Raw genomic sequence first — 24,899 nt, 5'->3', positions numbered from 1 at the left:
ATCCTTGAAGTGCTGATCTTCAAGTCGGTGAAATGGTCTGAACTGCTGGCGATTGCGCGTTCAACCGGTTTGATCACGGCAGTTGTGTTCATTCTGGTGGGCGCGGGCACCACATTCTCGTTCGTGATTTCCTTTGCCCAGATCCCGCAACATGTGATCGGCGCATTGGGGCTTGAAGGCGCCAACCCGTACATCATTCTGGCTGCGATCTGCGTTGCCTTCTTCATCGGCTGCATGTTCGTTGACCCGATTGTTGTCATTCTGGTACTGACGCCAATCTTCATGCCGCTCGTCAATGCGGCGGGGCTGGACCCGGTTCTTGTCGGCACACTGGTCACCCTGCAGGTCGCCATTGGCTCTGCCACGCCCCCGTTCGGGTGTGACATCTTTACAGCCATAGCAATCTTCAGGCGACCTTATGCAGAGGTCATAAGCGGAACGCCGCCCTTCATCTTCATGCTGCTGCTTGCAGCGGTGATTTTGATCTTCGTTCCGCAGATTGCACTGTTCCTGCCAGAACTTGCCTTCCGCTGATCGGGTTCTGGCCTGCAAATTCCGGATTTGCCGGAAGCACTTTTGAAAATTTGAAAACGGGATGGTCCTGATACATATCAGGACCATCCGCCTTGTGGAGTTCAGGATGATGTCCGTATCGCGTGCGGTCACGCCAGAGCCGGTAGATCTGCTGTACTCGCCCGAACCGGTTGGACCGGCAGGGCGGGTCGGCCTGATCACACTGGCAACAGATTTCAACAGCGAGGATGACCTGCGCGCCATCCTGCCCGATGATTTGCGCCTGTTCACGACCCGTATTGAAAACGCCAACCCGGTCACGGTCGAAAATCTGCAGGCCATGGCCAAGGATTTGCCGCGTGCCGCCAAGACCCTGTTGCCGGGTTATGGCGTTGATGTCGCCATTTTCGGCTGCACATCCGGCACGGCTGTCACCGGGTCGGACAAGATCGCCGCCCTGATCAATCAGGGCATGCCGGGAACCAAAGTCACCAATCCGCTTCTGGCAAGTGAGCTTGCCCTTCGCGCGGTCGGAGCGCAAAAAATTGCCATCCTGACCCCGTATCTTCCCGATGTGACACAATCGGTCGCGGATGGCTTTGCCGACAAGGGCTTTGACGTCACGCGTGTGATGGGCTTTGGCCTTGATAATGATTTCGACATGACCGCGCTGCCGCCCAAAGCCATTCTGGAAGGCGCGCTCAAGGTCAACACACCCGATGCCGATGCGGTGTTCATTTCCTGCACCGCCATCCGGTCTGCCGAAATCATCGCCGAAGCCGAACGCCTGCTTGAAAAACCGGTCATCACCAGCAATCAGGCTTTGGTCTGGCATGCACTGAACCTGATTGAATACAAAAAACCGATCACAGGGTTCGGAACCCTGTTTGATCAGGCCCCGCAACCAACCAGTAAAGTCGAGGTCCCATGAAAGACCCCATCACATTTGCTGATGTTCTTTCTGCCCGAAAAACCATCTCGGATCATGTGATCCACACCCCTTTGCGCCCGTCTGCCGCATTGACCGACCATATCGGCAGCCCGGTCTGGCTTAAATGTGAACAGCAACAATATACCGGCAGCTTCAAGCTGCGCGGTGCCGCCAATGCTGTCTTGCGCCTGAGCGATGCAGACAAGGCAAAAGGTGTCGTTGGTGTATCTACCGGCAACTATGGCCGGGCACTGGCCTATGCGGCGCGCAATGCCGGGGTGCGATCCGTGATCTGCATGTCCGAACTCGTCCCGCAGAACAAGGTCGACGGAATCCGCGCCCAAGGGGCCGAAGTCCGCATCATCGGACAATCACAGGACGAAGCCCAGCAGGAAGTCGACCGGCTGGTCAAGGACGAAGGCATGATCATGCTGCCGCCATTTGACCATGCGGATGTCATTGCCGGGCAAGGCACACTTGGTCTTGAAATTATCGAAGCTCTACCCGACGTGGATACCTTGTTGGTGCCTTTGTCGGGGGGCGGGTTGCTGGCCGGTGTCGCGCTGGTCGCCAAATCGGTCAATCCGATGATCAGGGTTGTCGGTATCACCATGGAACGTGGCTGTGCGATGATCACAAGCCTTCAGGAAGGCAAGCCAACCGCAGTCAAGGAACTCCCGACACTGGCAGATAGCCTTGGTGGTGGCATTGGTGACAACAACCAGTACACGTTCGATATGTGTGGCGATCTGACCGACGACTTCGTCCTGGTCAACGAAGCCCAGATCGCGGATGGCATCCGGGCCGCCTATCTTGATGATCAACAGGTAATCGAAGGTGCTGCTGCCGTTGGTATTGCGGCCCTGCGTGCCGGTTTGGTCGATAATCCCGGTCGTACGGTGGTCCTGACGACGGGCTGCAACATCGACATGGATCTGCACAAACGAATTGTCGGCGGCGAAGACGTCGACCTGATGGCGGAGTAACTCAAATGCCCACGATCAGAATTCTGACCGAAACCGACCTGCGCAAGGTCATTGATCTGGACATGGATGCCATTGATTGCGTCGAAGGCGCATTTAACGCCCTTGCCACGCAGGACGTCCGCATGCCGCCAATCCTGCGTCTGGATATTGATGAATATAATGGCGAAGTCGATGTCAAAACCGCCTATGTGCCGGGTATTGATAGCTTCGCCATCAAAATCAGCCCTGGCTTCTTTGACAATCCCAAGCTCGGCCTGCCATCGGTTAATGGTTTGATGAACCTGTTTTCATCCAGGACCGGTCTTTTGGAGGCCGTCTTGCTTGATAACGGCTATCTGACCGATGTGCGAACCGCTGCCGCAGGCGGGGTGGCCGCCAAACATCTCGCCCGTGAAGATGCCAAACATGCCACCATTTATGGTGCGGGTGTTCAGGCGCGCCTTCAGCTAAAGGCACTGACACTGGTACGCGATATCACTTCGGCCACCATTTGGGCCCGCGACCTTGCCAAGGCCGAAACCTGCGCGAAAAAGGCATCCCTTGAACTGGGCATTCCGGTCACGGCTACCGCGGATGGCAAGGACGCGGCAAACACCGCGGATATCATCGTCACCACGACGCCTGCGCGCGAACCGGTTCTGATGGCCGATTGGGTCAGACCCGGTACGCATGTGACTGCCATGGGGTCGGATGCCGAACATAAAAACGAAATTGATCCTGCCCTGATCGGGCAGGCCGACCTTTATGTCAGCGACAGTCAGGCACAAACGCGTATTCTTGGCGAACTGCACCACGCCATTGATGCCGGCACCGTGCCCACAGACGCGACATTGCCAGAACTCGGCCAGATCATTGCCAAATCCTTGACCGGCAGAACATCTGCAGGTCAGATTACGGTCTGTGATTTGACCGGAACCGGTGTTCAGGACACCGCGATCGCCACCCTCGCCCGTCACCGCTGTGATGCAGCTGGTGCAGGGGTCGAGATTAATTCGTAACAACAAAAGGAAAATGGGTCAGGTAGCTGAAACCCCGCCTTTATCTGGAGGCCTGCGATGAGCCAGGTAGAATTGAATTTCACGCGTGAGGAATACGCCGAACGCCTGGAGAAAACCAAAAAAGCCATGGTGGAAAAGGGCATCGATCTTCTGATCGTGACCGATCCGTCAAACATGGCCTGGCTGACCGGCTATGACGGCTGGTCCTTTTATGTCCATCAATGTGTGCTGGTTCCAATTGAAGACGACCCGGTCTGGTTCGGGCGTTCGCAGGATGCCAACGGCGCAAAACGCACGGTCTATATGCCCCATGACCGCATCATCCCGTATGCGGACTACTATGTGCAATCGACCACGCACCACCCGATGGACTATCTTGCCGAGGTGATTGAACATCGCGGCTGGGCATCGCGTCGCATTGGCGTGGAAATGGATAACTACTATTTCTCTGCCAAGGCTTTCTTGCAGCTTCAGACCCATCTGCCAAACGCCAAGTTTTCCGATGCCACCGCACTGGTGAACTGGCAGCGTGCGGTAAAGTCCGAGACCGAAATCTTTTATATGCGTCAGGCGGCCCGCATTGTCGAAAACATGCATGAACGCATTTTTGAAATCGTCGAACCGGGCATGAAAAAGAACGAACTGGTCGCGGAAATCTTCCGTACCGGCATCGCAGGCATCGACGGAATTGGCGGGGATTATCCGGCCATCGTGCCGCTTCTGCCATCGGGCCAGGATGCCAGCGCCCCCCACCTGACCTGGGATGAAAAACCCATTCCGGCCAATGCCGGCACGTTCTTCGAGATCGCCGGTTGCTATCGTCGCTATCATGCGCCGCTGTCACGCACGGTTTACCTTGGCGATCCCGATCAACGGTTCCTGGATGCCGAAAGTGCCCTGATCGAAGGCCTTCAGGCAGGGCTTGAAGCCGCCAAACCGGGCAATGTCTGCGAAGACATCGCCATTGCCTTCTTTGGCGTCTTGCAGAAATTCGGCATCGAAAAAGACAGCCGTTGTGGCTATCCGATCGGGCTTTCCTATCCGCCCGATTGGGGCGAACGCACCATGAGCCTGCGTCCCGGTGACCGCACGGTTCTTGAACCGGGCATGACATTCCACTTCATGCCGGGCCTTTGGTTTGATGACTGGGGCATCGAGATCACCGAAAGCATGATGATTACCGAAACCGGGTCAAAAACCCTGACCAGCTATCCGCGACAGCTGTTTGTCAAAAACTGATCCGCAACCGCACGCCATGACATCGCGACATTTGCGCGGGTCCTGGTGTGCGGTCCCAGATGCCACAGCCTGATGACGACGGTCGCGACGTCAGGCTTTTTAAGGATACGACCATGACAAAACCATCACCCATCAGCCCGACGATCCCGCTTGATCAGGATGGCATTCACCACGGCTTTTTAAAGCTGCCCTATTCGCGTGATGATTCCGCGTGGGGCGCTGTGATGATCCCGATAACCGTGGTCCGCAATGGCAATGGCCCCACCGCCCTTTTGACCGGTGGCAACCATGGCGACGAATATGAAGGTCTGGTGTCGCTGTTCAAACTGGCAGAATCCCTGTCCGCTGGTGAAATCAATGGCCGCGTGATTATTCTGCCTGCCATGAACTATCCCGCATTTCGCAGTGCCTCGCGGACATCCCCGATTGATGCGGGCAATATGAACCGGTCCTTCCCGGGCAAGCCCGATGGTACGGTGACCCAAAAGATCGCCGATTACGTTTTCCGCTATCTTGTGCCAGAAGCCGACATTGTTCTTGATATGCATTCGGGCGGCAAAACGCTTGATTTCATTCCGTTCGCAGCCGTTCACGTCCTGCCCGACAAGGAACAGGAAGCACGTTGCGTTGCCGCCATGAAGGCCTTTGGCGCCCCCTATTCGATGATGATGCTCGAACTCGATGCCGTTGGCATGTTTGACACCGTCGTCGAGGAAGCCGGCAAAACCTTTGTCACCACGGAACTGGGCGGCGGCGGCTCAACCACCGCAGAACGGGTGGCAATTGCAGATCGTGGTGTCCGCAATATCCTTATTCATGCCGGTATTCTCAAGGGCGAGCTCGAAGCATCCCCGACCGGGACGGTCATGCTTGATATGCCAGATGACGATTGCTTTGTCGCATCCAATGCCAGCGGCCTGTATGAGCCCTGCGTTGATCTGGGGGACCGGATCGAAAAGGGCGACCTGATTGCACGCATCTATGACGTTGAACGCACAGGCACCCCGCCGCGCGAATATTACGCCCCGCGCGCAGGCATTGTTTCATGCCGTCACTTCCAGGGCCTGATCAAAACGGGGGACTGCCTGATTGTGATTGCCGAGGTACTCTGACCATGATCAGGCTTGATGAGCTGGATCTGAAAATCCTTAAAACCCTGCAACGCGAAGGGCGCATCACCAAGGTCAAACTGGCCGAGGCGGTGAACCTTTCGCCCAGCCCCTGCTGGGAACGCCTGAAACGGCTTGAGGATCTCGGTGTCATTTCGGGGTATCACGCCCACCTTAATCTGGACAAGCTGGTCAAGCCGACGCTGGTTCTGACCGAAGTCACGCTGCGTCATCATCAGCATGATGATTTCCAGATTTTTGAACGCGCCGTCCAGGACATCCCCGAAATCGTCGAATGCTATGCACTGGGCGGCGGAGTGGACTACATGCTCAAGGTGCTCTGTTATGACGTTGATGCCTATCAACGCATGATTGATGGCCTGCTGGTGTCCAATATCGGCATTGACCGGTATTTTACCTATATCGTCACCAAAAAGGTCAAAACCACACCGGTCCCGCCCATCGAAAACCTTGTAGCCCCGCCGGAACGCAAATAACCGACAAAAATCGGGGCAGGAATATATCCTGCCCCGCAAGTTGGCTTGCATCCGCAAGGGTTGCTCCCTTTTGGATCAGTGTGTGTCTTCCTTGTGGCCCATGGCGACATGCCAGATATCCCACCCGGCAAGCCCCACTGTAATCGCGACCATGACCGCAAGGTCCCAGCGGGTCACGTACCCCACAAGAATGCCGACAAATCCGATAAGAACGACAAAAGCCAGAAGGCCCATGGCACGGTTCAAAAGACTGTTTTCCATTATGCGTTCTCCTGACTGCTAAGGTGTGATTTCAACCAGTTTGCGGTGCGCATCAAACGCGCATCATCGCCAACCCGCCCCACAAGCTGAATACCCATCGGCATCCCGCCTTGCGACCACAGAAGCGGAATGGTCACCGCCGGTGTGCCACAAAATGTCCAGAGCCCGTTAAAGATCGGATTGCCTGTTGTCTGCAAGTTGGCGGGTGCCGGTCCGGGTGCTGCGGGCGTGATGATCACATCACACCGTTTGAAAACTTCATCCAGCCCGGCATTCAGCACCTTGCGCCAGTCAAGTGCGGCCAGATAGTCGCGTGCCTTGACGTCATTGCCCTTGTCGATGGCCTCGCGAATTTCCGGCGACAACTGATCACGGCCACGCTTTTCATAGCTGTAGTAATCCTTGGCCATCTCGGCAAAATTGATCCGCGCACGCAGTGCGTTTGCGTCGTCAAATGCCCTTGGCAACGGGGCCTCGAAACACTGATCGCCCAGCATGCCGGTAATTTCGCCAAATGCCGCGACGGTCTCCGCGTCGGCGACCTCGTCAAATTGTGGCGGTCGGACAAAGGCAAACATCGGCGTGACCAGCGGATCGCTTGTGGCAACATCGAGAAGCCGCGGTGTCGGAGATGGCACGGTTGCCCGGTCACCTGCGTCAAAGCCAAACAGGCTTTCCGCCACCATCGCCGCCCCATTGATCGAATTGGCAAACACCCCGATTGTATCAAGGGTCGGGCTTTGGCTGAGAACCCCGGTGCGCGCGATTGCGCCAAAGCTTGGCTTGAAACCGACCACGCCACAGAACGACGCCGGTCGGATGACCGACCCGCCGGTTTGGGTTCCCACCGCAAGCGGCACCATGGCGGCAGCCACCGCCGCCGCCGACCCGGCCGATGATCCACCCGGTGTATGATCCGGGTTATGCGGGTTTCGCGTTTTGGACGGATGCATAAAGGCAAGCTCGGTTGAAACCGTCTTGCCCATGATGATCGCACCTGCCGCCTTCAGGCGCGATACCAGCACCGCGTCCTCTTCGGGCACGCGCCCCTTGTCCAGGACGGTCCCGTTTTCGGTCGGAATCTTTGCCGTATCGATAACGTCTTTCAGACCCACCGGCAGACCATGCAACGGCCCGATCGGTGCGCCTGATTGCCGGCGGGCATCAAGGGCGCGGGCCTGCGTGATCGCATGATCACTGTCAAGCCAGGCCCATGCCTGAACCTTTGGCTCGACCTCGGCAATACGGGCAAGGCAGGCCTCAACATATTCAACCGCGCGCACCGCCCCGCTGGCAAGGCGGTCGCGCAGTTCGACAACATCAAGTGTCAGTAGCGGGTTGATATCACTCATCACATTCGCCCCCTTAGCGTGCGCCATAGAACAGATCAGGCAAATGGAACACGATTTGCGGGAAGCTGTACATCAGAACCATGCTGACAATGACCATAAACAGGAATGGCATGATCCCCTTGAAGATATCGGTCAGCAATATCCCCTGTGGCGCCACCCCCTTGAGGTAATAGGCCGACATGGCCATGGGCGGGGTCAGGAACGATGTCTGCAGGTTCAACGCCACCAGGATACCAAAGAACAGCGGATCAATATCAAACAGCGGCAGCAGCGGCAGGAAGATCGGTACGAAGATGATAATGATCTCCGACCATTCCAGCGGCCAGCCCAGCAGGAAGATGATCAACTGTGCAAGCAACAGGAACTGAAGCGGTGTAAGGTCAAGACCCCCGACAAACTCGGCAATCACATGTTCCCCGCCAAGGTACGAGAACACCGAGGAGAAGGTATAGGACCCGACAAACAGCCAGCACACCATCGCCGATGTGCGCACCGTCAGATAAACCGACTCCCGCAGGCGATCAAAGGTCAGCGCCCGATAGGCTGCTGCCAGGATCATCCCGCCAAGCGCACCGATCGATGCCGCCTCTGTCGGGGTCGCCAGCCCAAACAGGATCGAGCCCAAAACCGACAGGATCAGAAAGGCCAGCGGGAAGAACGAGGTCGCCAGCATCCAGAGAACTTTTGGCAACGGAACTTCGGGCACCTCATCAGATGTCGGGCGCGGGGCTGCTTTGGGCTGCAGCATTGCACGGCCCATGACATACAAAAGATACAACCCCACAAGGGTCAGACCGGGCAACAATGCCCCGGCATAAAGCCGCACGATCGAAACACCCGAGGCCGCCGCATACACAATCAGCATGATCGATGGCGGGATCAGAATGCCAAGCGTGCCGCCCGCGCAAATGATGCCCGATGCAAAGCTTTTGTTATAGCGCGCCTTGAGCATGGCTGGCAGGGCCAGCATCCCCATAAGTGTTACCACCGCGCCGACAATCCCGGTCGCGGTTGCAAACAGCGCACAGGTAATCAGGGCAGCAACACCAAGCGATCCCGGAATGTTGCGCGCGGCAATATTAAGCGTCGAGAACAGCCGGTTCACGATATTGGCGCGTTCAACGATATAGCCCATAAACAGGAACAACGGCACGGCGGTCAGAACTTCGTTCGACATCACCGTGTATGTCTGGTTGATGAACAAATCGAATATTCGGTTGTTAAACGCCCCTTCAAACCACGTTATCACCGAGGTCAGGGTCTCGCTGTCCTCGGCCAAGCGGTTAAAGGACCGCCACATGCGGCCTGCATCGAAATAGGCGTAATAACCAAACCCGATCCCCAGCGCCATCAGGGTGAAGGCAACCGGGAAACCAAGAAATACCAGTAAAATAAAGATGCCCAGCATCATCAGGGCGACATGTGCGTCAATCACTTTGGCTGCTCCGTTCGGGGGCGTGTATCGCGTATGGCACGGGGGTCATGTCGATCGTGATCGTCATCAGATCAGTCTTCCTTGGCCACGCGCTGTTTCATCAGCAGTTCTTCGGTTTCCTCAACGTCATCATCTGCATTGCGCCAGTACCCTTCACGGATACACAAAATGCAGCGCATCACCTGCGCGATGCCCTGGATGAACAGAAGAATACCGGCTGCGACAATCACCGCCTTGAATTGAAAGATCGGAACACCCGCCGGGCTGTTCACGCTAACTTCCCCATAGCCCCACGATCGGGCGGCATATTTCCAGCCCGAAAGAATCAGGGCGGTCACACCCGGGAAGAAGAAAAAGATATAAAGAACCAGATCCACCTTGGCCTGGGTTCTGGGCGACCACAGGCGATAAAGGAAGTCGCCACGGACATGCCCGCCACGCGAAAGGGTATAGGCCCCACCCATCATGAACAGCGTGCCATACATGATAAACGACACATCAAGCGACCATGTGGTTGGCGCGTTAAATAGGTATCGCGACGCCACCTCATAACTCATGCCAAGCGTCATAAGGATAATCAGCCAGCCAAACGCCTTGCCAAACCAGGCCGAAAGCTTGTCCGCGAATTCAATAAATCCAATCATGAAATCCTGTCCGTTCGCGTATTGACTGCCCCGCCAGCCAAGCAATCAGGCCAACGGAGCAGTCAGGATCATCGAAACACTGAAAAACCCGAACCGGGGATCAGAGTTTCAGTTTGCCCGGGAAGTAGTGATCATATGCGAGCTGATAATCAGGTGAGTTCATCAGTTCATAGAAGGTCACACGTTCAACCCAGGCACGCTGGCTATCAAGAACACGTTTCATGAACGGATCTTCTTCAAGCGTCGGGATCAGTTTGTCCCAGGCTTCAAGCTGTGCGGCCAGAATCTCTTTCGAGGTCCGGTGCACTTCAACGCCCTCATCCTGCAATTTCTGCAGATCCGAGGAATAGTTATCCATCGCCAGTGCCGTGTTCGACGTCGAAGCCGCCTCGACCGCGTGACGCAGGATCGCCTGCAGATCCGGTTCAAGGTCTTCCATCAAGGAACGGTTGAACAGGAACTCGAAGCTTTCCGATGCCTGATGGTACGAAGACAGATAGTAGTTCTTCGCAACATCCTGTGCGCCAAAGCGCATGTCAGAAGACGGGTTGTTGAATTCGAACGCATCAATCACGCCGCGTTCCATGGCCGGGACGATCTCGCCGCCCGGAAGCTGTGCGACCGACATGCCCATCGACTGCAGAAGGTCTGCGGCAAGGCCCACAGTACGGTACTTGAAGCCTTCGATATCGGCGACACTGTTGACTTCCTCCTTGAACCAGCCGAACGGCTGGGCAGGCATCGGGAAGCCAAGAAGACCAATCACGTCCAGCCCCATCACATCCTGGGTCAGTTCGCGATAGAATTCCTCGCCACCACCGGCATAGAACCAGCTCAGCATGGTGGTTGCAGAACCACCAAACACCGGACCGGTGCCAAACAGCGATGCGGCCTTGTTCTTGCCATACCAGTAAACCGGCACGGAATGGGCGATATCAATCACCCCGTCATTCACACCATCAAGAACCTGGAAGGCGGCAACGACAGCACCCGCTGGCAGAAGGTCGATTTTCAAACGCCCGCCGGACATGGCTTCAACGCGGTCAACATATTGCTGGGCAAAGGTCATCCAGATATCGGATGACGGCCAGGAAGTCTGCATTTTAAGAACCATCGGTGCGGGCTGCGCGTGCACCGCCGGTGCGGCAAACATGCCTGTCGCAGCAGCACCCCCAGCAACCACGCCAGTCGCCCCTTTGGTCAGGAACGAACGACGGGATACTTCCTTGGACTTCACGTCTTCAGATTTGGTTTTCATTTCCATTTTTCCTCCCAGATATACCGTCGCAACGCGCCAACCATTGGCGGAAAACGAACGGTAACTGTCAGCCTTCAAAAGCCCCTGATCTTGATATCCAAGATCGTTTTTGATGCGCTTGGCCCGTTCCGGGACCGCAAAAACGGCGCGCATTTTGTTATTGTTAAAGACTTCAAGAAACTGGACGCAGGCAGTCTTCCCGCCTTCTACGCCACCCGGTCGCCGGGTTCTTTCCCCTGAAAATAGGCATCAAGGTTATCAAGTGCGCGAAAGCCCATGGCATCGCGCGTTTCTTCTGTAGCAGATCCTATATGTGGTAACAGGAACACGTTATTCAACGCGCTAATCCGTTGATTTCCACCGGGTTCGTTACAAAACACATCAAGGCCCGCCGCAAACAGCTTTCCGCTCTCAAGGGCGGCCACCAGCGCATCCTCATCGACCAGATTGCCGCGCGCTGTATTCACAAGGATCGCGCGGTCGGGCAGCATCGCAATCGTCTTGCTGTTGATGATGCCTTTTGTCTCTGGCGTTGCCGGACAATGCAGCGACAGCACGTCGGAATGCGCAAACAGATCTTCGATACTGTCATGAAAAACCGCGCCCTTGGCCAGATGGTCGGGCAATGGTTTGCGGTTGTGGTAATGGATTTCCATGCCAAACCCGCGCGCCCGTTCGGCGGCAACCTGACCGACACGGCCCATGCCCAGAACCCCAAACCGTTTGCCTGAAACCTGTCGGCCAACCATAAAGGCCGGGGACCAGAAATCCCACTTACCGGCACGCACCATGGCGTCACCTTCGGCCCCGCGGCGCGCCGCCCCAAGCATGCACAGCATGGCAATCTCGGCCGTGGCATCGGACAACACATCGGGTGTGTTGGTCACGACAATGCCGGCATCCTTCGCCGCAGCCAGATCGACGTGATCGACCCCGACCGAATGGTTGGCAATGATCCTGAGACTTTTGGGCAGCGCCGCAATGACTTCGGCAGAGAAATGCTCTGAATGGCAAGGCAGGACAGCATCGACCTGCTGGCATTTCTCGATCAGCTCCGCGCGTGAGAAAACGCGGTCCTCGTCATTGGTCAAGACCTGATAGTCCCGCGCGGCACGTGCCTGTACGGCATCGCGCAATCGTCGCGTTATCAGAAGCTTTGGCTTCTCGGGCATGCGGACGCTCCCGGATAAATTCCCTGAAAGTAGTCTTATTTTTTATGAATCTAGGAAACACCTATACGGAAAATCCAGCAATAGGCGATCAACTTGACCGCTATTCTTTTTCACTTCGTGGAAAACCACAGAGCACTCAGCGCACTATAAATGCGCGCATTTGGATTATTAACATATTGATTTTAATGACTTAAATTCGCGCCAAGATGCTTATTGCTGAACGTGTGGGCAATTACAAAATACTGCAAATTGCGCTCGCCAGACTTTCCATCCGCATCGCAGAATCGACCTGAAACGCAAAAAAAGAGCCGCAACCCATAAGGTTGCGGCTCAATCGCCGACAAGACGTCGGTCGGGAAGAACTGTTTCAATGTGTGGTCACACCCGCCAATCCCCAGATTTAGCAGGCATGGGCATTCATCACATTTTGACCCAAACGGCCCCATCCCGCCCGGACCGTACGACGGCCTCAACAAACTTCATGCCCTTAAGGCCTTCAACCACACCCGGAACAAGAAGCGATGCCGGGTCTGGTTCACTGCCGTTCAGATGGGCCGTCAACTGGTCGGCAAAATCCGTGTAAAGGTTGGCGAAACCTTCAAGGTAACCTTCGGGATGACCCGGCGGAACCCGAACACCACGAAGCCCATCTTCGCCGATACCGGCACCACCGCGTGTCAGCAGTTCCGGGCGACCATCAAGCGGGCTGAAATGCAGATGGTTCGGGTGTTCCTGCGCCCATTCCATTCCGCCCTTGTCGCCATAGATGCGCAGACGAAGGCCGTTTTCATGGCCAACGGCCACCTGACTTGCCCACAACATGCCGCGCGCCCCGTTTTCGTAGCGCAGCAGGATTTGAACATTGTCGTCAAGCTTGCGGCCCTCAACGATGGCATCAACATCGGCACACAGTTCGGTAATTTCCAGACCCGAAACAAAGTTCGCAAGGTTATGGGCATGCGTTCCGATATCGCCAAGCGCCCCCCCCATTCCGGCCTTTGCCGGATCGGCGCGCCAACTTGCCTGCTTGTTGTCGGTATCTTCGACCTTTGTTGCCATCCACCCCTGTGGGTATTCGACCTGAACAAGGCGAATATCGCCAAGTTTGCCATCCGCCACCATCTGGCGCGCTTCGCGGACCATCGGATAGGCGGTGTAGTTATGCGTCAACGCGAACAAAAGCCCGGTTTGTGCAACCTTGGCCTCGATCTGTTCGGCTTCCTCGACCGTCATGCAAAGCGGCTTGTCACAAATCACGTGAATGCCGGCGTCCAGCATTGCCATGGCTGCCGGGAAATGCAGGTGATTTGGCGTCACAATGGCGCAGACATCAATACCGTCTTCGCGCGCAGCTTCCTTTTTGGCCATATCTTCAAAACTGGCATAGCTGCGGTCGGGATCAATAAACAGCTCTGCTGCCGACGCCGCCGCGACATCGGGCTTTGATGACAACGCACCAGCCACCAGTTCGTAACGATCATCAAGCCTCGCAGCGATCCGATGAACGGCCCCGATAAAGGCCCCCTGTCCGCCACCAACCATGCCAAGACGCAGGCGACGGCCGGGAGATGTTTGCTTGCTCATTTCACTCTCCAAAGTCTGGTAGAAAAGTCTTGCCTGTACATCGCCTAGCTGATGCCAAGAATGCGGCGATTGGCAGCCTCGTCCGTACCGCCATCGGCAAAATCGTCAAAGGCCCGCTCGGTCACGCGAATGATGTGGTTCTTGATGAATTCCGCCCCTTCGCGTGCCCCGTCTTCCGGATGCTTGAGCGCGCATTCCCATTCAAGAACAGCCCAGCCATCAAAATCGATTGCCGCAAGCTTCGAGAAGATCGCGCCAAAATCAACCTGCCCGTCACCAAGGGATCTAAAGCGTGCTGCACGCCCGACCCAGCTTTGATACCCGGAATGCACACCCTGGCGCCCGGTCGGATTGAACTCGGCATCCTTCACGTGGAACATGCGGATACGATCCGCGTAAATATCGATGAAATCAAGATAATCAAGCTGCTGAAGCACGAAATGGCTCGGATCGTAAAGGATATTCGCGCGCGGATGGTTCTTGACGCGCTCAAGGAACATCTCGAACGTCGCCCCGTCAAACAGGTCCTCGCCCGGATGGATCTCGTAGCAGACATCAACACCGGCCTCGTCAGCGGCATTCAGGATCGGCGTCCAGCGTTTGGCAAGTTCGTCAAACGCAGTTTCGATCAAACCGGCCGGACGTTGCGGCCAGGGATAAACAAATGGCCAGGCCAGTGCGCCGGAAAATGTTGCATGGGCGTTAATACCCATATGTTGCGATGCCTTGATCGCTGCCTTGACCTGCTTGACGGCCCATTCCTGACGCGCTTTGGGATTTCCGCGCACTTCCGGGACGGCAAAACCATCAAACATTTCGTCATAGGCCGGATGCACGGCAACCAGTTGACCTTGCAAATGGGTTGAAAGCTCGGTCAACGCCACGCCATGGGCGGCCAAAGTTCCAACAACCTCGTCACAGTAATCTTTGCTTTCTGCGGCCTTTTCGACATCAAACAGACGTTTGTCCCAACTGGGGATCTGAACACCCTTGTAACCAAGTGAACCAGCCCATCGGCCAATGGAATCAAGGCTATTGAACGGCTGTTCATCGTCTGCAAATTGGGCAAGGAAAATTGCCGGTCCCTTAAGCGTTTTCATCTTAGACCTCTTTGGCTACGTCCTGACTGACATCGGTTGGATCGTTTGCGTCGGGCGAAGACCGCCCGACGCAGGATGTTGTGGTTCGGATCAGAACGGGCTGTCCGGGAAATAGAAGTTCTCGGCATTTTCCTGGGTGACAACAGTCGCGCCCAGAATATAGCGACCTTCAACCGGTGCATTCGACGTGAACTTCATCGCGGTGATGTCCATTGCAGTTGCAATCATCGCCGGCGGATACAGAACGTCGATCGGGGTCAGGTCATCACCTTCCATCACGCGTTTGATGATGTCTTTCATGCCTGCACCACCAACGATGAACAGTTCGTCAGTACGATCAGCCTGTTTGACAGCCTCGATCACGCCAAGGGCAATATCGTCATCCTGTGCCCAGACAGCATCGATTTCCGGGAAACGAGACAGGAAGTCCTGCATGACTTCGTACCCGTCATCGCGGTTCCAGTTCGCGTGCTTCATGTCGAGGATTTCAATCTTCGAACCTTCAAGCGCTTCAACAAACGCATCCACACGCTCGGTATCAATCGTGGTCGGAATGCCACGCAGAACGACAATCTTGCCCTCATCATTCAGGCGTTCACGGATATATTCGCCCGAAACACGGCCAAGCTGCGGGTTGTTACCAGCAACATAGACGTCTTCGATACCCGGAAGCGAAAGACCACGGTCAACCACGGTGACAAACTTGCCAGCCTGTTTAACCTGCTGGACCGGAACGGTCAGCGGATCGGATTCAAACGGCAGAACCACCAGGGCGTCGATGTCCTGAACCGATACCAGATCTTCAAGATCGTTGGCCTGTTCGGACGCACCATTCGCGGTAACCACGATGACGTCGATATTCGGATGGGTGGCTTCGATACGCTTCTCAGCCTGCTCGGCATGCCAGTTCAGACCACCGGCCCAGCCATGGGTCGCCGCCGGGATTGAAACCCCGATCTTGATCTTTTCCTGTGCGAATGCACCAGTCGATACCAAGCCAAGGCCCAGAACACAGGCGGCCCCCAGATACTTTGTAAACGTTTTCATTAACGTTTCCTCCTGATCAAAAAAATGATGCGGTTTCTCATTCATCCCGGACGTTGATCGCCGGTTATTTACTTTTTTTGCGTCGCCAGTCCCCGCGCTGCAGGAATACGGCAACGATAATGATCAGCCCCTGAACCGCTCCGTTCAGATAGTTACTGATCGCATCCGTCAAATTCAGAATATTGCCAATCGTGGTCAGCATGATTGCACCGATCACCGTGCCCCAGATGCGGCCATAACCGCCCTTGAGCATCGTGCCACCAATGATCACGGCAGCGATTGCTTCAAGTTCCCAAAGCACACCGGTCGAACTCGATGCAGAGCCAAGACGCGGCACATAGATGATGGTCGCAACCGACACGCACAGGCCCTGGATGATATAGGTCAGGGTCTTCACACGGTCGACATGGATCGCCGAATAGCGTGCAACCTGCTCGTTCGATCCGATGGCAAAGCATTTACGGCCAAACGGCGTCATGTTCAAAAGCACATAGCCTGCAACTGCCACGGCAAAGAACACAATCACCGGCACGGGAATGCCCAGAAGGTCGCCGTAATAAACCGGGCGATATACACCGCGCACATCGAAATCAAGCGACAGCGTCCCGCCATCGGCCATATAGGTCACAAGGGATCGGTAAATCCCCATCGTGCCCAGTGTCACGATAAAGGCTTCGATCTTGCCCTTGGTGCTGACCAGGCCATTGACGGCCCCGGCCGCGATGCCAAGCAATACACTGACCAGAATACCGATCAGCACGGTCTCGACACCTGCGCCCAATGTGGCGACAAGCGTGTTCATCACGACAATCATGGCGCCCGAAATAAACGCCGCCATGGAGCCGACCGAAAGGTCAATCCCGCCTGCGGTGATCACAAAGGTCGCCCCTACCGCGATGATGCCGATAAAGGCCGCACGGGTGAAAATGTTTGAAAGGTTGCCACCGCTCAGAAACGCATCATTGATGCCTGTGCCGAGAATGAACAGACCGACAAGGGCCAAAAACGGACCCAGCGCTTTGAAATCGATATTAAAACCGCTCGAAGTCGAAGCTTCGGTGCGCTCAAGGCTACTCATGAACAGACACTCCCTGCTTGCCTGAAATTCCTGTCGCGTGCCGCATGATTTCATGTTCATTGCGGTCGTTGCCTTCGAGAATGCCGGTAATGCGGCCCGCCGCCATGACCGCAATGCGGTCAGACAGGCCAAGCATTTCTGGCATCTCGGACGACAGGAGAATGACGGATTTACCACGCTTGGTAAGATCGCCGATGAAATGATAAATCTGGCTCTTGGTGCCGATATCGATGCCGCGTGTCGGCTCGTCGATAATCACAATTTCCGGGTCGGTCTCCATGACCTTGGCCAGCAGCAATTTTTGCTGATTGCCCCCGGAAAAATCGCCGACTTTGGTTTTGGGGTCGGCGGCACGGATGTCAAAGGCCTCAATCGCGTTTGCCAGTGCGGCTTCTTCGGCCTTGCGGTCAATGATGACAGACCCGAATTTTTCAAGCGCCAGCAAGGTCAGGTTGGGCCGCATATCCATATTCAGCAACAGGCCACTGCCCTTGCGATCTTTGGTCAGATACGCAATGCGGCACTTCTTGGCATCCTGAAGGCTGTTGATTGAAACCGTATTGCCATTACGCTTGATTTCGCCCGATGTGCGTTCGCGCAGGCCGATGATGGCTTCCATCAATGCGGTGCGTCCTGCGCCGACAATCCCGGCAAAACCCAGCACCTCGCCGCGGCGCAAATCAAAACTGGCGTCACGCACCTGCCCTTCGACAGAGACATCACGCACCGAAAGCGCAACATCGGATGCCTCGACTGGCTCGCGATCGGGGAACATCTGCTTGATGTCACGCCCGACCATCAGGCGCGCCATATCATCTTTTTCAAGATCGGCAACCGGCTCGCTTGTGATCAGACGCCCGTCGCGCAGCACCGTTACCCGGTCGGCAATCGCCTTGATCTCGTCAAGCTTGTGGGAAATGTAAAGGATCGCAACGCCCTGTTCGCGCAGGCGCTTGACCTGATCAAACAGGATATCAACTTCGCGCCCGGTCAGAACTGCGGTGGGTTCATCCAGAATAAGGATATCGGCGTTTTTGGACAGGGCCTTGGCAATTTCAACCATCTGGCGGTCCGAAACCGCAAGGTCCTTGATGCGTGTGCGCGGATCGACATCGCATTGCAACTGGTCCAGAAGCTTTTTGGCCTCTGCGCGCATTGCCGCCTTGTCAAGGAACCAGCCGCGCTTGATCTCGCGTCCAAGGAAAATGTTTTCCTCAACGGTCAGCTGCTCGGCCAGGTTAAGTTCCTGATGGATCAGGATGACGCCATGGTTCTCACCGATTTCACTGTCGGCAAATTCGACCGGCGCACCATCCAGGATCAGTTCACCGCTGGTTGGCTGATGATAGCCAGACAGGATTTTCACGAGTGTGGATTTGCCCGCGCCATTTTCACCAAGAAGCGCATGCACTTCGCCCGCACGCAAGTCGATTGAAACATCGAAAAGCACCTGCGCAGGCCCAAATGACTTGCAAATCTCCCGACCTGAAAGACGCACACGCGCCTGCTGATCGGTGTCAACGGCGTGAACGGCCGCATCCGTCATGAATTTATCCTCCCTAGCGTCGCATTTTTTGCGATCAACTGCTTATTAAGCTCTGTGTAAACGTTTTCATTTTGAATGTAAACCTTTACATTTTGAATATTGTGACCAAAATCACCGTCCGTTTGAAGCGATGAATGCCGCTGGACAGCTTGTGACCGGCGGAGTAGGAAGAAGCATGACAGAGAAAATCGCGACGATTGAAGATGTTGCCCGCCACGCAGGGGTCTCCATTGCGACTGTGAGCCGGGCCGTGCACAAGCCTGATGTGGTTTCCGAAGCCACGCGGGAAAAAGTGCAAACCGCCATCGCCGCGACGGGTTACACGGCCAATGTCATGGCCAGAAACCTTCGCCTGAATCGTTCGGGCATGATCCTGTTGTTGGTTCCCGACATCGGAAACCCTTTCTTTTCCTCGATTCTCTCGGGAATCGAAAAAGGTGCCAGTAAGGCGGGCTATAACGTTCTGATCGGCGACACCCAAAACGATCCGGAACGCGAAGCAACCTATGCCGCCTATCTGCGCAGCAATCAGGCCGACGCCATGATCCTGCTCAATGGTCGGCTTCCCGCACCGCTGGCCAAGGCGCCGGTAAACGCGACACCGCCTGTTGTCATCGCCTGTGAACGTATTCCGGGTTGCGCCCTGCCAACCGTCATCATTGATAATGATCAGGCCTCTTTTGTCGCCACGCGCCACCTTCTTGATCTGGGGCACACCCGCATCGCACATATCAGCGGACCATCGGGCAACATCCTGACCACAGACCGGGTCGGCGGCTATCGCCGGGCTCTGAAAGCAGCCGGAATCGCGCCCGAGCAAAGCCTGGTTTATCGCGGCGACTTTTCCATCGATTCCGGCATTGCCGCAGGCCGCGCCTTGCTGGCGGATGAAAAAACCCGCCCGACTGCGGTGTGCTGTGCCAGTGACGGCATGGCGATTGGCGTTATCGTCGCGGCCAAGGAATACGGCTTGCGCATCCCCGAGGATCTGTCGGTTGTCGGCTTTGACGATATTCCGCATGCCGCCGCCTATGATCCGCCGATCACCACCGTGCGCCAGCCCCGCCGCCGTCTTGGCGAACAGGCCATCAAGCTGCTTCTTGACCGTTTGGGATCAAAGACGCCGTTCGTCAATAATGACGACGGCCCGGTGATTGTCCCGACCGAACTGATCATTCGCCAAAGCACCGGCCCCTGCCCCAAACCCTAGTCCGGCAAACCGGCTGCCACCCCCGGATCGACTGGGATTGATTGGGGTGATTTGCGTGGTTTTGGCTCAATTCAGTTCGATTTTACCTGACCCGGACGGCCCCGGGCTGCTGGCAAACAGGCACCTCTTGCGGCTCAGGCCCCTGAAATCTTTTGCCATTCACCCATGACGGATCGTGCGCGTTCTGCGTGGTCTTCGCCGGATTTGGCCATTTCAGATGCAAAAATCTCGAACCGGATGCCATTGGGGTCACGCACGAACAGGCGCCGAGACTGTCCATCATCCTCGTTGTGGTAAACAACCTTGTGCTGGAACAGGTGGTTTTGCCAGGCGATCACATCGCGCGGGCTATCACAGCGCAATCCGATATGAAACACGTCATCTGGCATCTCCGGATCATCGGGATACGGCCCGGTATCTGCCGGCCAGTCAAAGAATGACAGGCGCGTCCCGTCGGGCAGCGCAAAGGTAATCAGCAAGTAGTCGCTTTTCCACGACGGGCTGTAACCACTTTCGGCATGAACCAGCGTCGCCCCGACCACCTTGGAATAGAAGTGGTCGGTGGCTTCCAGATCGCGGGTCGGAAAAGCAAGATGATCGACACTTACAGGTGCAGGTGACATGGGGCTCCTCCGTCTGGTTTGATCTTTATATCGACAGTCGCCCGGACGCACGCCACACAGCAATGCAGTGCGCCACAGGCGGCGCTTGAAATCCTTGCGTCATCCGGAACATGTTTTCGGACCATTCGTCAACAGGCTGCACGCAGTCCGTGATAAACACATGGGTGAATAGCAACTCAAAATCAATGCATTTGCCCCTTGATCAAAGCGTCATGAAACCACAACATGCACAGACGCGTATAATCGCGTTACATAGGGAACATTGCAGTATTGACCGCACCCACACGCGCTGCTATTGGGACGCGGCAAATACATGTATCGTAGCGCAGCACATCAATTGAAGGCCTGCGCATTCTGGCAAAACCCGCAAGATGGAGGCATCTGATGAATGAATACAGTTTATCTGTCTCCGTCTATTGGATGACACACCGTCAGGCTGACCACTAGAAGCCGCGTGCCTTCCACCTGAATGGTGATTTTGCCACTACCCGGAACAAAAGACGCCTGATCGCGTATTCCGAGTTCATCCGCATTCCCTGTGACATAGTTGTAGAGAGCCGCCCATGCCCGCAACGCCCTATTACCTGATCGACAAGTCCAAGCTGCTGCGCAACATGGAAAAGATCGCCTATGTGCGTGCGCATTCCGGTGCCAAGGCGTTGCTTGCACTGAAATGCTTTGCGACCTGGTCGGTGTTTGATTTCATGTCGGACTACATGGATGGCACGACGTCTTCGTCACTGTATGAGGTCAAGCTGGGCCGCAAGAAATTCGGCAAGGAAACCCATGCCTACAGTGTCGCCTATTCCGATGACGAGATTTCCGAAGTCATCGAAAATGCTGACAAGATCATCTTCAATTCCATCGGCCAGCTGACCCGCTTTGCCGATCAGGCATCGGGCATTGTGCGCGGGCTTCGCCTGAACCCGCAGGTCTCGACCTCAAGCTTTGATCTGGCGGACCCGGCCCGCCCGTTTTCACGTCTGGGCGAATGGGATGTCGCCAAGGTCGAAGCGGTGATGGATCAAATCTCCGGCTTCATGATCCACAACAATTGCGAGAACGAAGACTTCGATCTGTTTGATCGCATGCTGACCGATATCGAAGAAAAATTCGGAACGCTTCTGTCACGTGTTGAATGGGTCAGCCTCGGTGGCGGCATTCATTTCACCGGCGAAGACTACCCGCTTGATAAATTCTGTGCACGACTCAAGGCATTTTCCGAAAAGTTCGGCGTGCAGGTCTATCTCGAACCCGGCGAAGCATCGATCACCAACAGCACCACCCTTGAGGTCACGGTGCTCGATACCCTGTTTAACGGCAAGAACCTTGCCATCGTCGATAGCTCGATCGAAGCCCACATGCTCGATCTTCTGATCTATCGCGAAAATGCCAAGGTCCTGCCGAACACGGGTGATCATCCCTACATGATCTGTGGCAAATCGTGCCTTGCGGGTGACGTATTTGGCGAATTTGATTTCGAAAACGAGATCAAGGTCGGCGACCGTATCTCCATTCAGGATGCGGCCGGTTACACCATGGTCAAAAAGAACTGGTTTAACGGGGTCGGCATGCCGTCCATCGTGATCCGGGAACTCGATGGAACAGAGCGCGTTGTGCGTGAGTTCACCTTTGACGACTACGTTTCGAGCCTTTCGTAAAACACGAAAGCGCAGTTTTCATAGCGAACCGGGGAAGTGTTTCCCCACCTCTCAAAACAGGGGAGTTTTTGGCCCGACATGAAAAAGAATGTTCTGATTATCGGCGCAGGTGGCGTCGCCCAGGTCGTTGCACATAAATGCGCACAGCATAATGACGTGCTTGGCGATATTCATATCGCATCGCGTACGGCATCAAAGTGCCAGTCCATCATCGACAGCATCCACGAAAAGAAAAACCTTAAAGAGAAAGGCGTTCTTGAAGGTCACGCCCTGGATGCGACCGATGTCGATGCAACCGCGGCCCTGATCGAAAAAACCGGCTGCCAGATCGTCATTAATGTCGGCTCTGCCTTTATCAACATGCCGGTCATGTCGGCCTGCATCAAAACCGGTGTCGCCTATCTCGATACCGCCATCCATGAAGAGCAGGACAAAATCTGCGAAACCCCGCCATGGTATGCCAACTATGAATGGAAGCGCCGCGAAGAATGCGAAGCCGCTGGCACGACCGCAATCCTTGGTGTCGGCTTCGATCCGGGTGTGGTGAACGCCTATGCCAAACTGGCTGTCGAAGATTACTTCGATAAAATTGACTCGATCGACATCATCGACATCAATGCCGGCAGCCACGGCAAATACTTTGCCACCAACTTCGACCCGGAAATCAACTTCCGCGAATTCACCGGCACGGTCTATTCCTGGCAGGACAGCCAGTGGCAGGCCAACAAGATGTTCGAAGTCAAAAAGATCTGGGACATGCCGGTTGTCGGCGAAAGCCAGACCTTCATGACCGGCCATGACGAAGTCCATTCCCTGTCCCAGAACCTTGACGTGCCCAACGTCCGCTTCTGGATGGGCTTTGGCGATCACTACGTCAATGTCTTCACGGTCCTGAACAATATCGGCCTGCTGTCAGAAAAACCTGTCACCACCGCCGAGGGCCTCGAAGTCGTGCCGCTCAAGGTCGTCAAGGCCTGCCTGCCGGATCCAAGCTCCTTGGCACCGGACTATACCGGCAAGACCTGCATCGGTGATCTGGTCAAGGGTACGAAGGACGGCAAGGAAACCGAAGTTCTGATCTATAACGTGGCGGATCACAAGGACGCCTATAACGAAGTCGGAAGCCAGGGCATTTCCTATACTGCCGGTGTGCCGCCGGTCGCGGCTGCGATGCTGATCGCAACCGGCGAGTGGGACGTGAAAAAGATGGCAAACGTCGAAGAACTGCCATCCAAACCGTTCCTCAACCTGCTGAACGGCATGGGTCTTCCGACCCGCATCAAGGACGCCAACGGCGACCGCGCGCTCGACTTCTCCTAAGCGATACGCTCAGATAGACAAACGAAAATGGCGGGTTTCGACCCGCCATTTTGCATTTCTGATAAGGTCGTCATTCCCGCGCAGGCCGGAATCCCCAGCCATTCGAACCGATATGGTTTCCAGATCTCAAGCGCGTCGCCAACTCACGATCACACCACACATCACCAGAACGGCTCCAAACCCGGCCACGGCGGCAAAGCCGAACCCGGCATAAATCGGCCCCATGATCATCGGCCCGGCAAACACCGCTGAATAGGTCACCGCACTATTCAGCCCCATCACCGCCCCGCGCGCATCGGACGCCTGACGGTTAAGCGACACCACCATCGCATTCAGGCCAAGTTGATTAAGCATCCCCCAGATGGCAGTACCCGCCATGGCGCTGATCTCGCTTTGCAGGGTCAATCCCCAGGTGGCATAGCTCGTCGCAATCGCCAGCAACACCAGACACAAATACCCCCGGGTAATTTTGGGCGATATCACCCCCAAAACAAATCCCATGACGCCAAACCCCACGCCATAGGCCATAACAAACATACCGCTGCCCTGCGCTGACAGGTCAAAGGCCGTGCGCACACCCACCCCGAAAAACGCAAAACAGCCGTAAAACGCGGTCATATAAACCAGCATCACCGCCAGTAACTGCCAAACCCCCGGCAACCGAAATGCGCGCAAGGGCGATGTCCGCGTGCTCATTCCGCCGCGCACATCCGACAGCAACATCACCAGAATACCGGCCACCAGGACCGACAACCCGGCCATCAGGAAATAAACCATCCGCCAGCCAAATTGCTCGGTAATGAACGCTGCGGCGGGGACTGCCACCACCAACGATAACGCCCACCCGGTCAGAACCACACCAAGCCGCGCGGCCTCGCGCCCCTTGGGGGCTGTGGCGGTGACCGTGGCATAGGATCCCGGCAACAACACACCAACGGCCACCCCGGCCAGCGCCTGTGACAGACACAACCAAATCCAATGCTGGCTCAACCCGCTTGAAACCTGCGCCACCGCGAGTAAAAGAGCCGCACCGCCCAAAACACGCCCGACCGACATCCGGTCAATCATCCCGGCCAGGGTCAGCGCCGACAGGGCCGTCGCCGCCCCGAACGCCGAAATCGCCCAGGCCACATGATAGGTCTGCGTCGAAAGCCCGGCCGCCACTTCTGACAGGATCGGGCTTAAAACAAACGAATTCGACCCGACAAGCAACACCGCGCCAAGCAAGGCCAGAACCTTCACTTGCGCAATGGCATTCGGATTAATCTCGGCATTTTGGTCAGTCATCATGCTATGTGATATGATTTGCCCTGTTTTAGGCAAGGCAATTCGATA

At 55.8% G+C, this 24,899-nt stretch carries 23 protein-coding genes; 10 read left to right on the top strand and 13 right to left on the bottom strand.

The window, feature by feature from the left end:
* From B2R48_RS12130 to B2R48_RS12100, 7 genes are all read left to right on the top strand, one after another.
* On the top strand, positions 1 to 534 hold a 534-nt coding region (locus B2R48_RS12130; protein ID WP_297000715.1), incomplete at its 5' end, for a TRAP transporter large permease subunit.
* A gap of 106 nt (positions 535 to 640) precedes the next feature.
* The gene (locus B2R48_RS12125) at positions 641 to 1,444 is read left to right on the top strand and encodes a maleate cis-trans isomerase family protein (protein ID WP_062956027.1); all 804 of its coding nucleotides are present in this window, start codon (positions 641 to 643) and stop codon (positions 1,442 to 1,444) included.
* A complete protein-coding gene (gene eutB / locus B2R48_RS12120; RefSeq protein ID WP_297000711.1) occupies positions 1,441 to 2,430 on the top strand; it encodes a hydroxyectoine utilization dehydratase EutB in 990 nt (329 codons plus the stop codon). The genes B2R48_RS12125 and eutB overlap by 4 nt, the downstream gene beginning before the upstream one ends.
* 5 nt (positions 2,431 to 2,435) lie before the next feature.
* A complete protein-coding gene (gene eutC, locus B2R48_RS12115) occupies positions 2,436 to 3,428 on the top strand; it encodes an ectoine utilization protein EutC (RefSeq protein WP_297000708.1) in 993 nt (330 codons plus the stop codon).
* Between the two features lie 57 nt (positions 3,429 to 3,485).
* Positions 3,486 to 4,667: an ectoine hydrolase DoeA gene (gene doeA / locus B2R48_RS12110; protein WP_213474055.1), complete on the top strand. Its 1,182-nt coding sequence runs from the start codon at positions 3,486 to 3,488 to the stop codon at positions 4,665 to 4,667.
* A 113-nt stretch (positions 4,668 to 4,780) separates the two neighbouring features.
* Positions 4,781 to 5,779: a N(2)-acetyl-L-2,4-diaminobutanoate deacetylase DoeB gene (gene doeB / locus B2R48_RS12105; protein WP_297000704.1), complete on the top strand. Its 999-nt coding sequence runs from the start codon at positions 4,781 to 4,783 to the stop codon at positions 5,777 to 5,779.
* 2 nt (positions 5,780 to 5,781) lie between these two features.
* Positions 5,782 to 6,273, top strand: coding sequence for an Lrp/AsnC family transcriptional regulator (locus B2R48_RS12100; RefSeq protein WP_213474056.1), 492 nt, complete (start codon positions 5,782 to 5,784; stop codon positions 6,271 to 6,273).
* Positions 6,274 to 6,348: 75 nt separating this feature from the next.
* Here the strand turns inward: B2R48_RS12100 and B2R48_RS12095 are convergent, their stop codons facing one another.
* From B2R48_RS12095 to B2R48_RS12045, 11 genes are all read right to left on the bottom strand, one after another.
* The gene (locus tag B2R48_RS12095) at positions 6,349 to 6,534 is read right to left on the bottom strand and encodes a hypothetical protein (protein ID WP_062955781.1); all 186 of its coding nucleotides are present in this window, start codon (positions 6,532 to 6,534) and stop codon (positions 6,349 to 6,351) included.
* On the bottom strand, positions 6,534 to 7,886 hold the full coding sequence (locus B2R48_RS12090; protein WP_213474057.1) for an amidase: 1,353 nt from the start codon (positions 7,884 to 7,886) through the stop codon (positions 6,534 to 6,536). The genes B2R48_RS12095 and B2R48_RS12090 overlap by 1 nt, the downstream gene beginning before the upstream one ends.
* Positions 7,887 to 7,899: 13 nt before the next feature.
* Positions 7,900 to 9,321: a TRAP transporter large permease gene (locus tag B2R48_RS12085; RefSeq protein ID WP_062955783.1), complete on the bottom strand. Its 1,422-nt coding sequence runs from the start codon at positions 9,319 to 9,321 to the stop codon at positions 7,900 to 7,902.
* A 71-nt stretch (positions 9,322 to 9,392) separates the two neighbouring features.
* Positions 9,393 to 9,965, bottom strand: coding sequence for a TRAP transporter small permease subunit (locus B2R48_RS12080; protein WP_062956029.1), 573 nt, complete (start codon positions 9,963 to 9,965; stop codon positions 9,393 to 9,395).
* A 100-nt stretch (positions 9,966 to 10,065) separates the two neighbouring features.
* Positions 10,066 to 11,223 carry a TRAP transporter substrate-binding protein gene (locus B2R48_RS12075; RefSeq protein WP_114129859.1) on the bottom strand — a complete coding sequence of 386 codons (1,158 nt, stop codon included), beginning with the start codon at positions 11,221 to 11,223 and terminating at the stop codon, positions 10,066 to 10,068.
* 206 nt (positions 11,224 to 11,429) lie between these two features.
* A complete protein-coding gene (locus B2R48_RS12070; protein WP_297000697.1) occupies positions 11,430 to 12,395 on the bottom strand; it encodes a 2-hydroxyacid dehydrogenase in 966 nt (321 codons plus the stop codon).
* 420 nt (positions 12,396 to 12,815) lie between these two features.
* The gene (locus B2R48_RS12065; RefSeq protein WP_297000694.1) at positions 12,816 to 13,979 is read right to left on the bottom strand and encodes a Gfo/Idh/MocA family protein; all 1,164 of its coding nucleotides are present in this window, start codon (positions 13,977 to 13,979) and stop codon (positions 12,816 to 12,818) included.
* Positions 13,980 to 14,023: 44 nt separating this feature from the next.
* The gene (locus B2R48_RS12060; protein ID WP_213474060.1) at positions 14,024 to 15,079 is read right to left on the bottom strand and encodes a sugar phosphate isomerase/epimerase family protein; all 1,056 of its coding nucleotides are present in this window, start codon (positions 15,077 to 15,079) and stop codon (positions 14,024 to 14,026) included.
* Between the two features lie 90 nt (positions 15,080 to 15,169).
* On the bottom strand, positions 15,170 to 16,126 hold the full coding sequence (locus tag B2R48_RS12055; RefSeq protein ID WP_213474061.1) for an ABC transporter substrate-binding protein: 957 nt from the start codon (positions 16,124 to 16,126) through the stop codon (positions 15,170 to 15,172).
* Between the two features lie 64 nt (positions 16,127 to 16,190).
* A complete protein-coding gene (locus B2R48_RS12050) occupies positions 16,191 to 17,204 on the bottom strand; it encodes an ABC transporter permease (RefSeq protein ID WP_062955788.1) in 1,014 nt (337 codons plus the stop codon).
* Positions 17,197 to 18,750, bottom strand: coding sequence for a sugar ABC transporter ATP-binding protein (locus B2R48_RS12045; RefSeq protein WP_297000689.1), 1,554 nt, complete (start codon positions 18,748 to 18,750; stop codon positions 17,197 to 17,199). The genes B2R48_RS12050 and B2R48_RS12045 overlap by 8 nt, the downstream gene beginning before the upstream one ends.
* Before the next feature lie 175 nt (positions 18,751 to 18,925).
* Here B2R48_RS12045 and B2R48_RS12040 point away from each other — a divergent pair, with 175 nt between their 5' ends.
* Positions 18,926 to 19,960 carry a LacI family DNA-binding transcriptional regulator gene (locus tag B2R48_RS12040; RefSeq protein WP_213474063.1) on the top strand — a complete coding sequence of 345 codons (1,035 nt, stop codon included), beginning with the start codon at positions 18,926 to 18,928 and terminating at the stop codon, positions 19,958 to 19,960.
* Between the two features lie 134 nt (positions 19,961 to 20,094).
* Here B2R48_RS12040 and B2R48_RS12035 read toward each other — a convergent pair whose 3' ends face one another.
* Complete coding sequence (locus B2R48_RS12035; protein WP_062955790.1) at positions 20,095 to 20,583, bottom strand: VOC family protein; 489 nt, start codon at positions 20,581 to 20,583, stop codon at positions 20,095 to 20,097.
* A gap of 563 nt (positions 20,584 to 21,146) precedes the next feature.
* Here B2R48_RS12035 and nspC point away from each other — a divergent pair.
* Both nspC and B2R48_RS12025 read left to right on the top strand, forming a co-directional pair.
* A complete protein-coding gene (gene nspC, locus B2R48_RS12030; protein ID WP_297000685.1) occupies positions 21,147 to 22,244 on the top strand; it encodes a carboxynorspermidine decarboxylase in 1,098 nt (365 codons plus the stop codon).
* 78 nt (positions 22,245 to 22,322) lie between these two features.
* Positions 22,323 to 23,564 carry a saccharopine dehydrogenase family protein gene (locus tag B2R48_RS12025; protein ID WP_297000682.1) on the top strand — a complete coding sequence of 414 codons (1,242 nt, stop codon included), beginning with the start codon at positions 22,323 to 22,325 and terminating at the stop codon, positions 23,562 to 23,564.
* A 126-nt stretch (positions 23,565 to 23,690) separates the two neighbouring features.
* Here the strand turns inward: B2R48_RS12025 and B2R48_RS12020 are convergent, their stop codons facing one another.
* Positions 23,691 to 24,854 (bottom strand): MFS transporter, encoded by a 1,164-nt coding sequence (locus B2R48_RS12020; protein ID WP_297000680.1) that lies wholly within the window; start codon positions 24,852 to 24,854, stop codon positions 23,691 to 23,693.
* Positions 24,855 to 24,899 lie beyond the last annotated feature (45 nt).

Origin of the sequence: Thalassospira sp. UBA848 (assembly GCF_002295455.1) — a bacterium.
Classification (GTDB): Bacteria; Pseudomonadota; Alphaproteobacteria; order Rhodospirillales; family Thalassospiraceae; genus Thalassospira.
The sequence above is the reverse complement of the archived record's forward strand: the minus strand, read 5'-3'. Positions and strand labels throughout refer to the sequence as shown.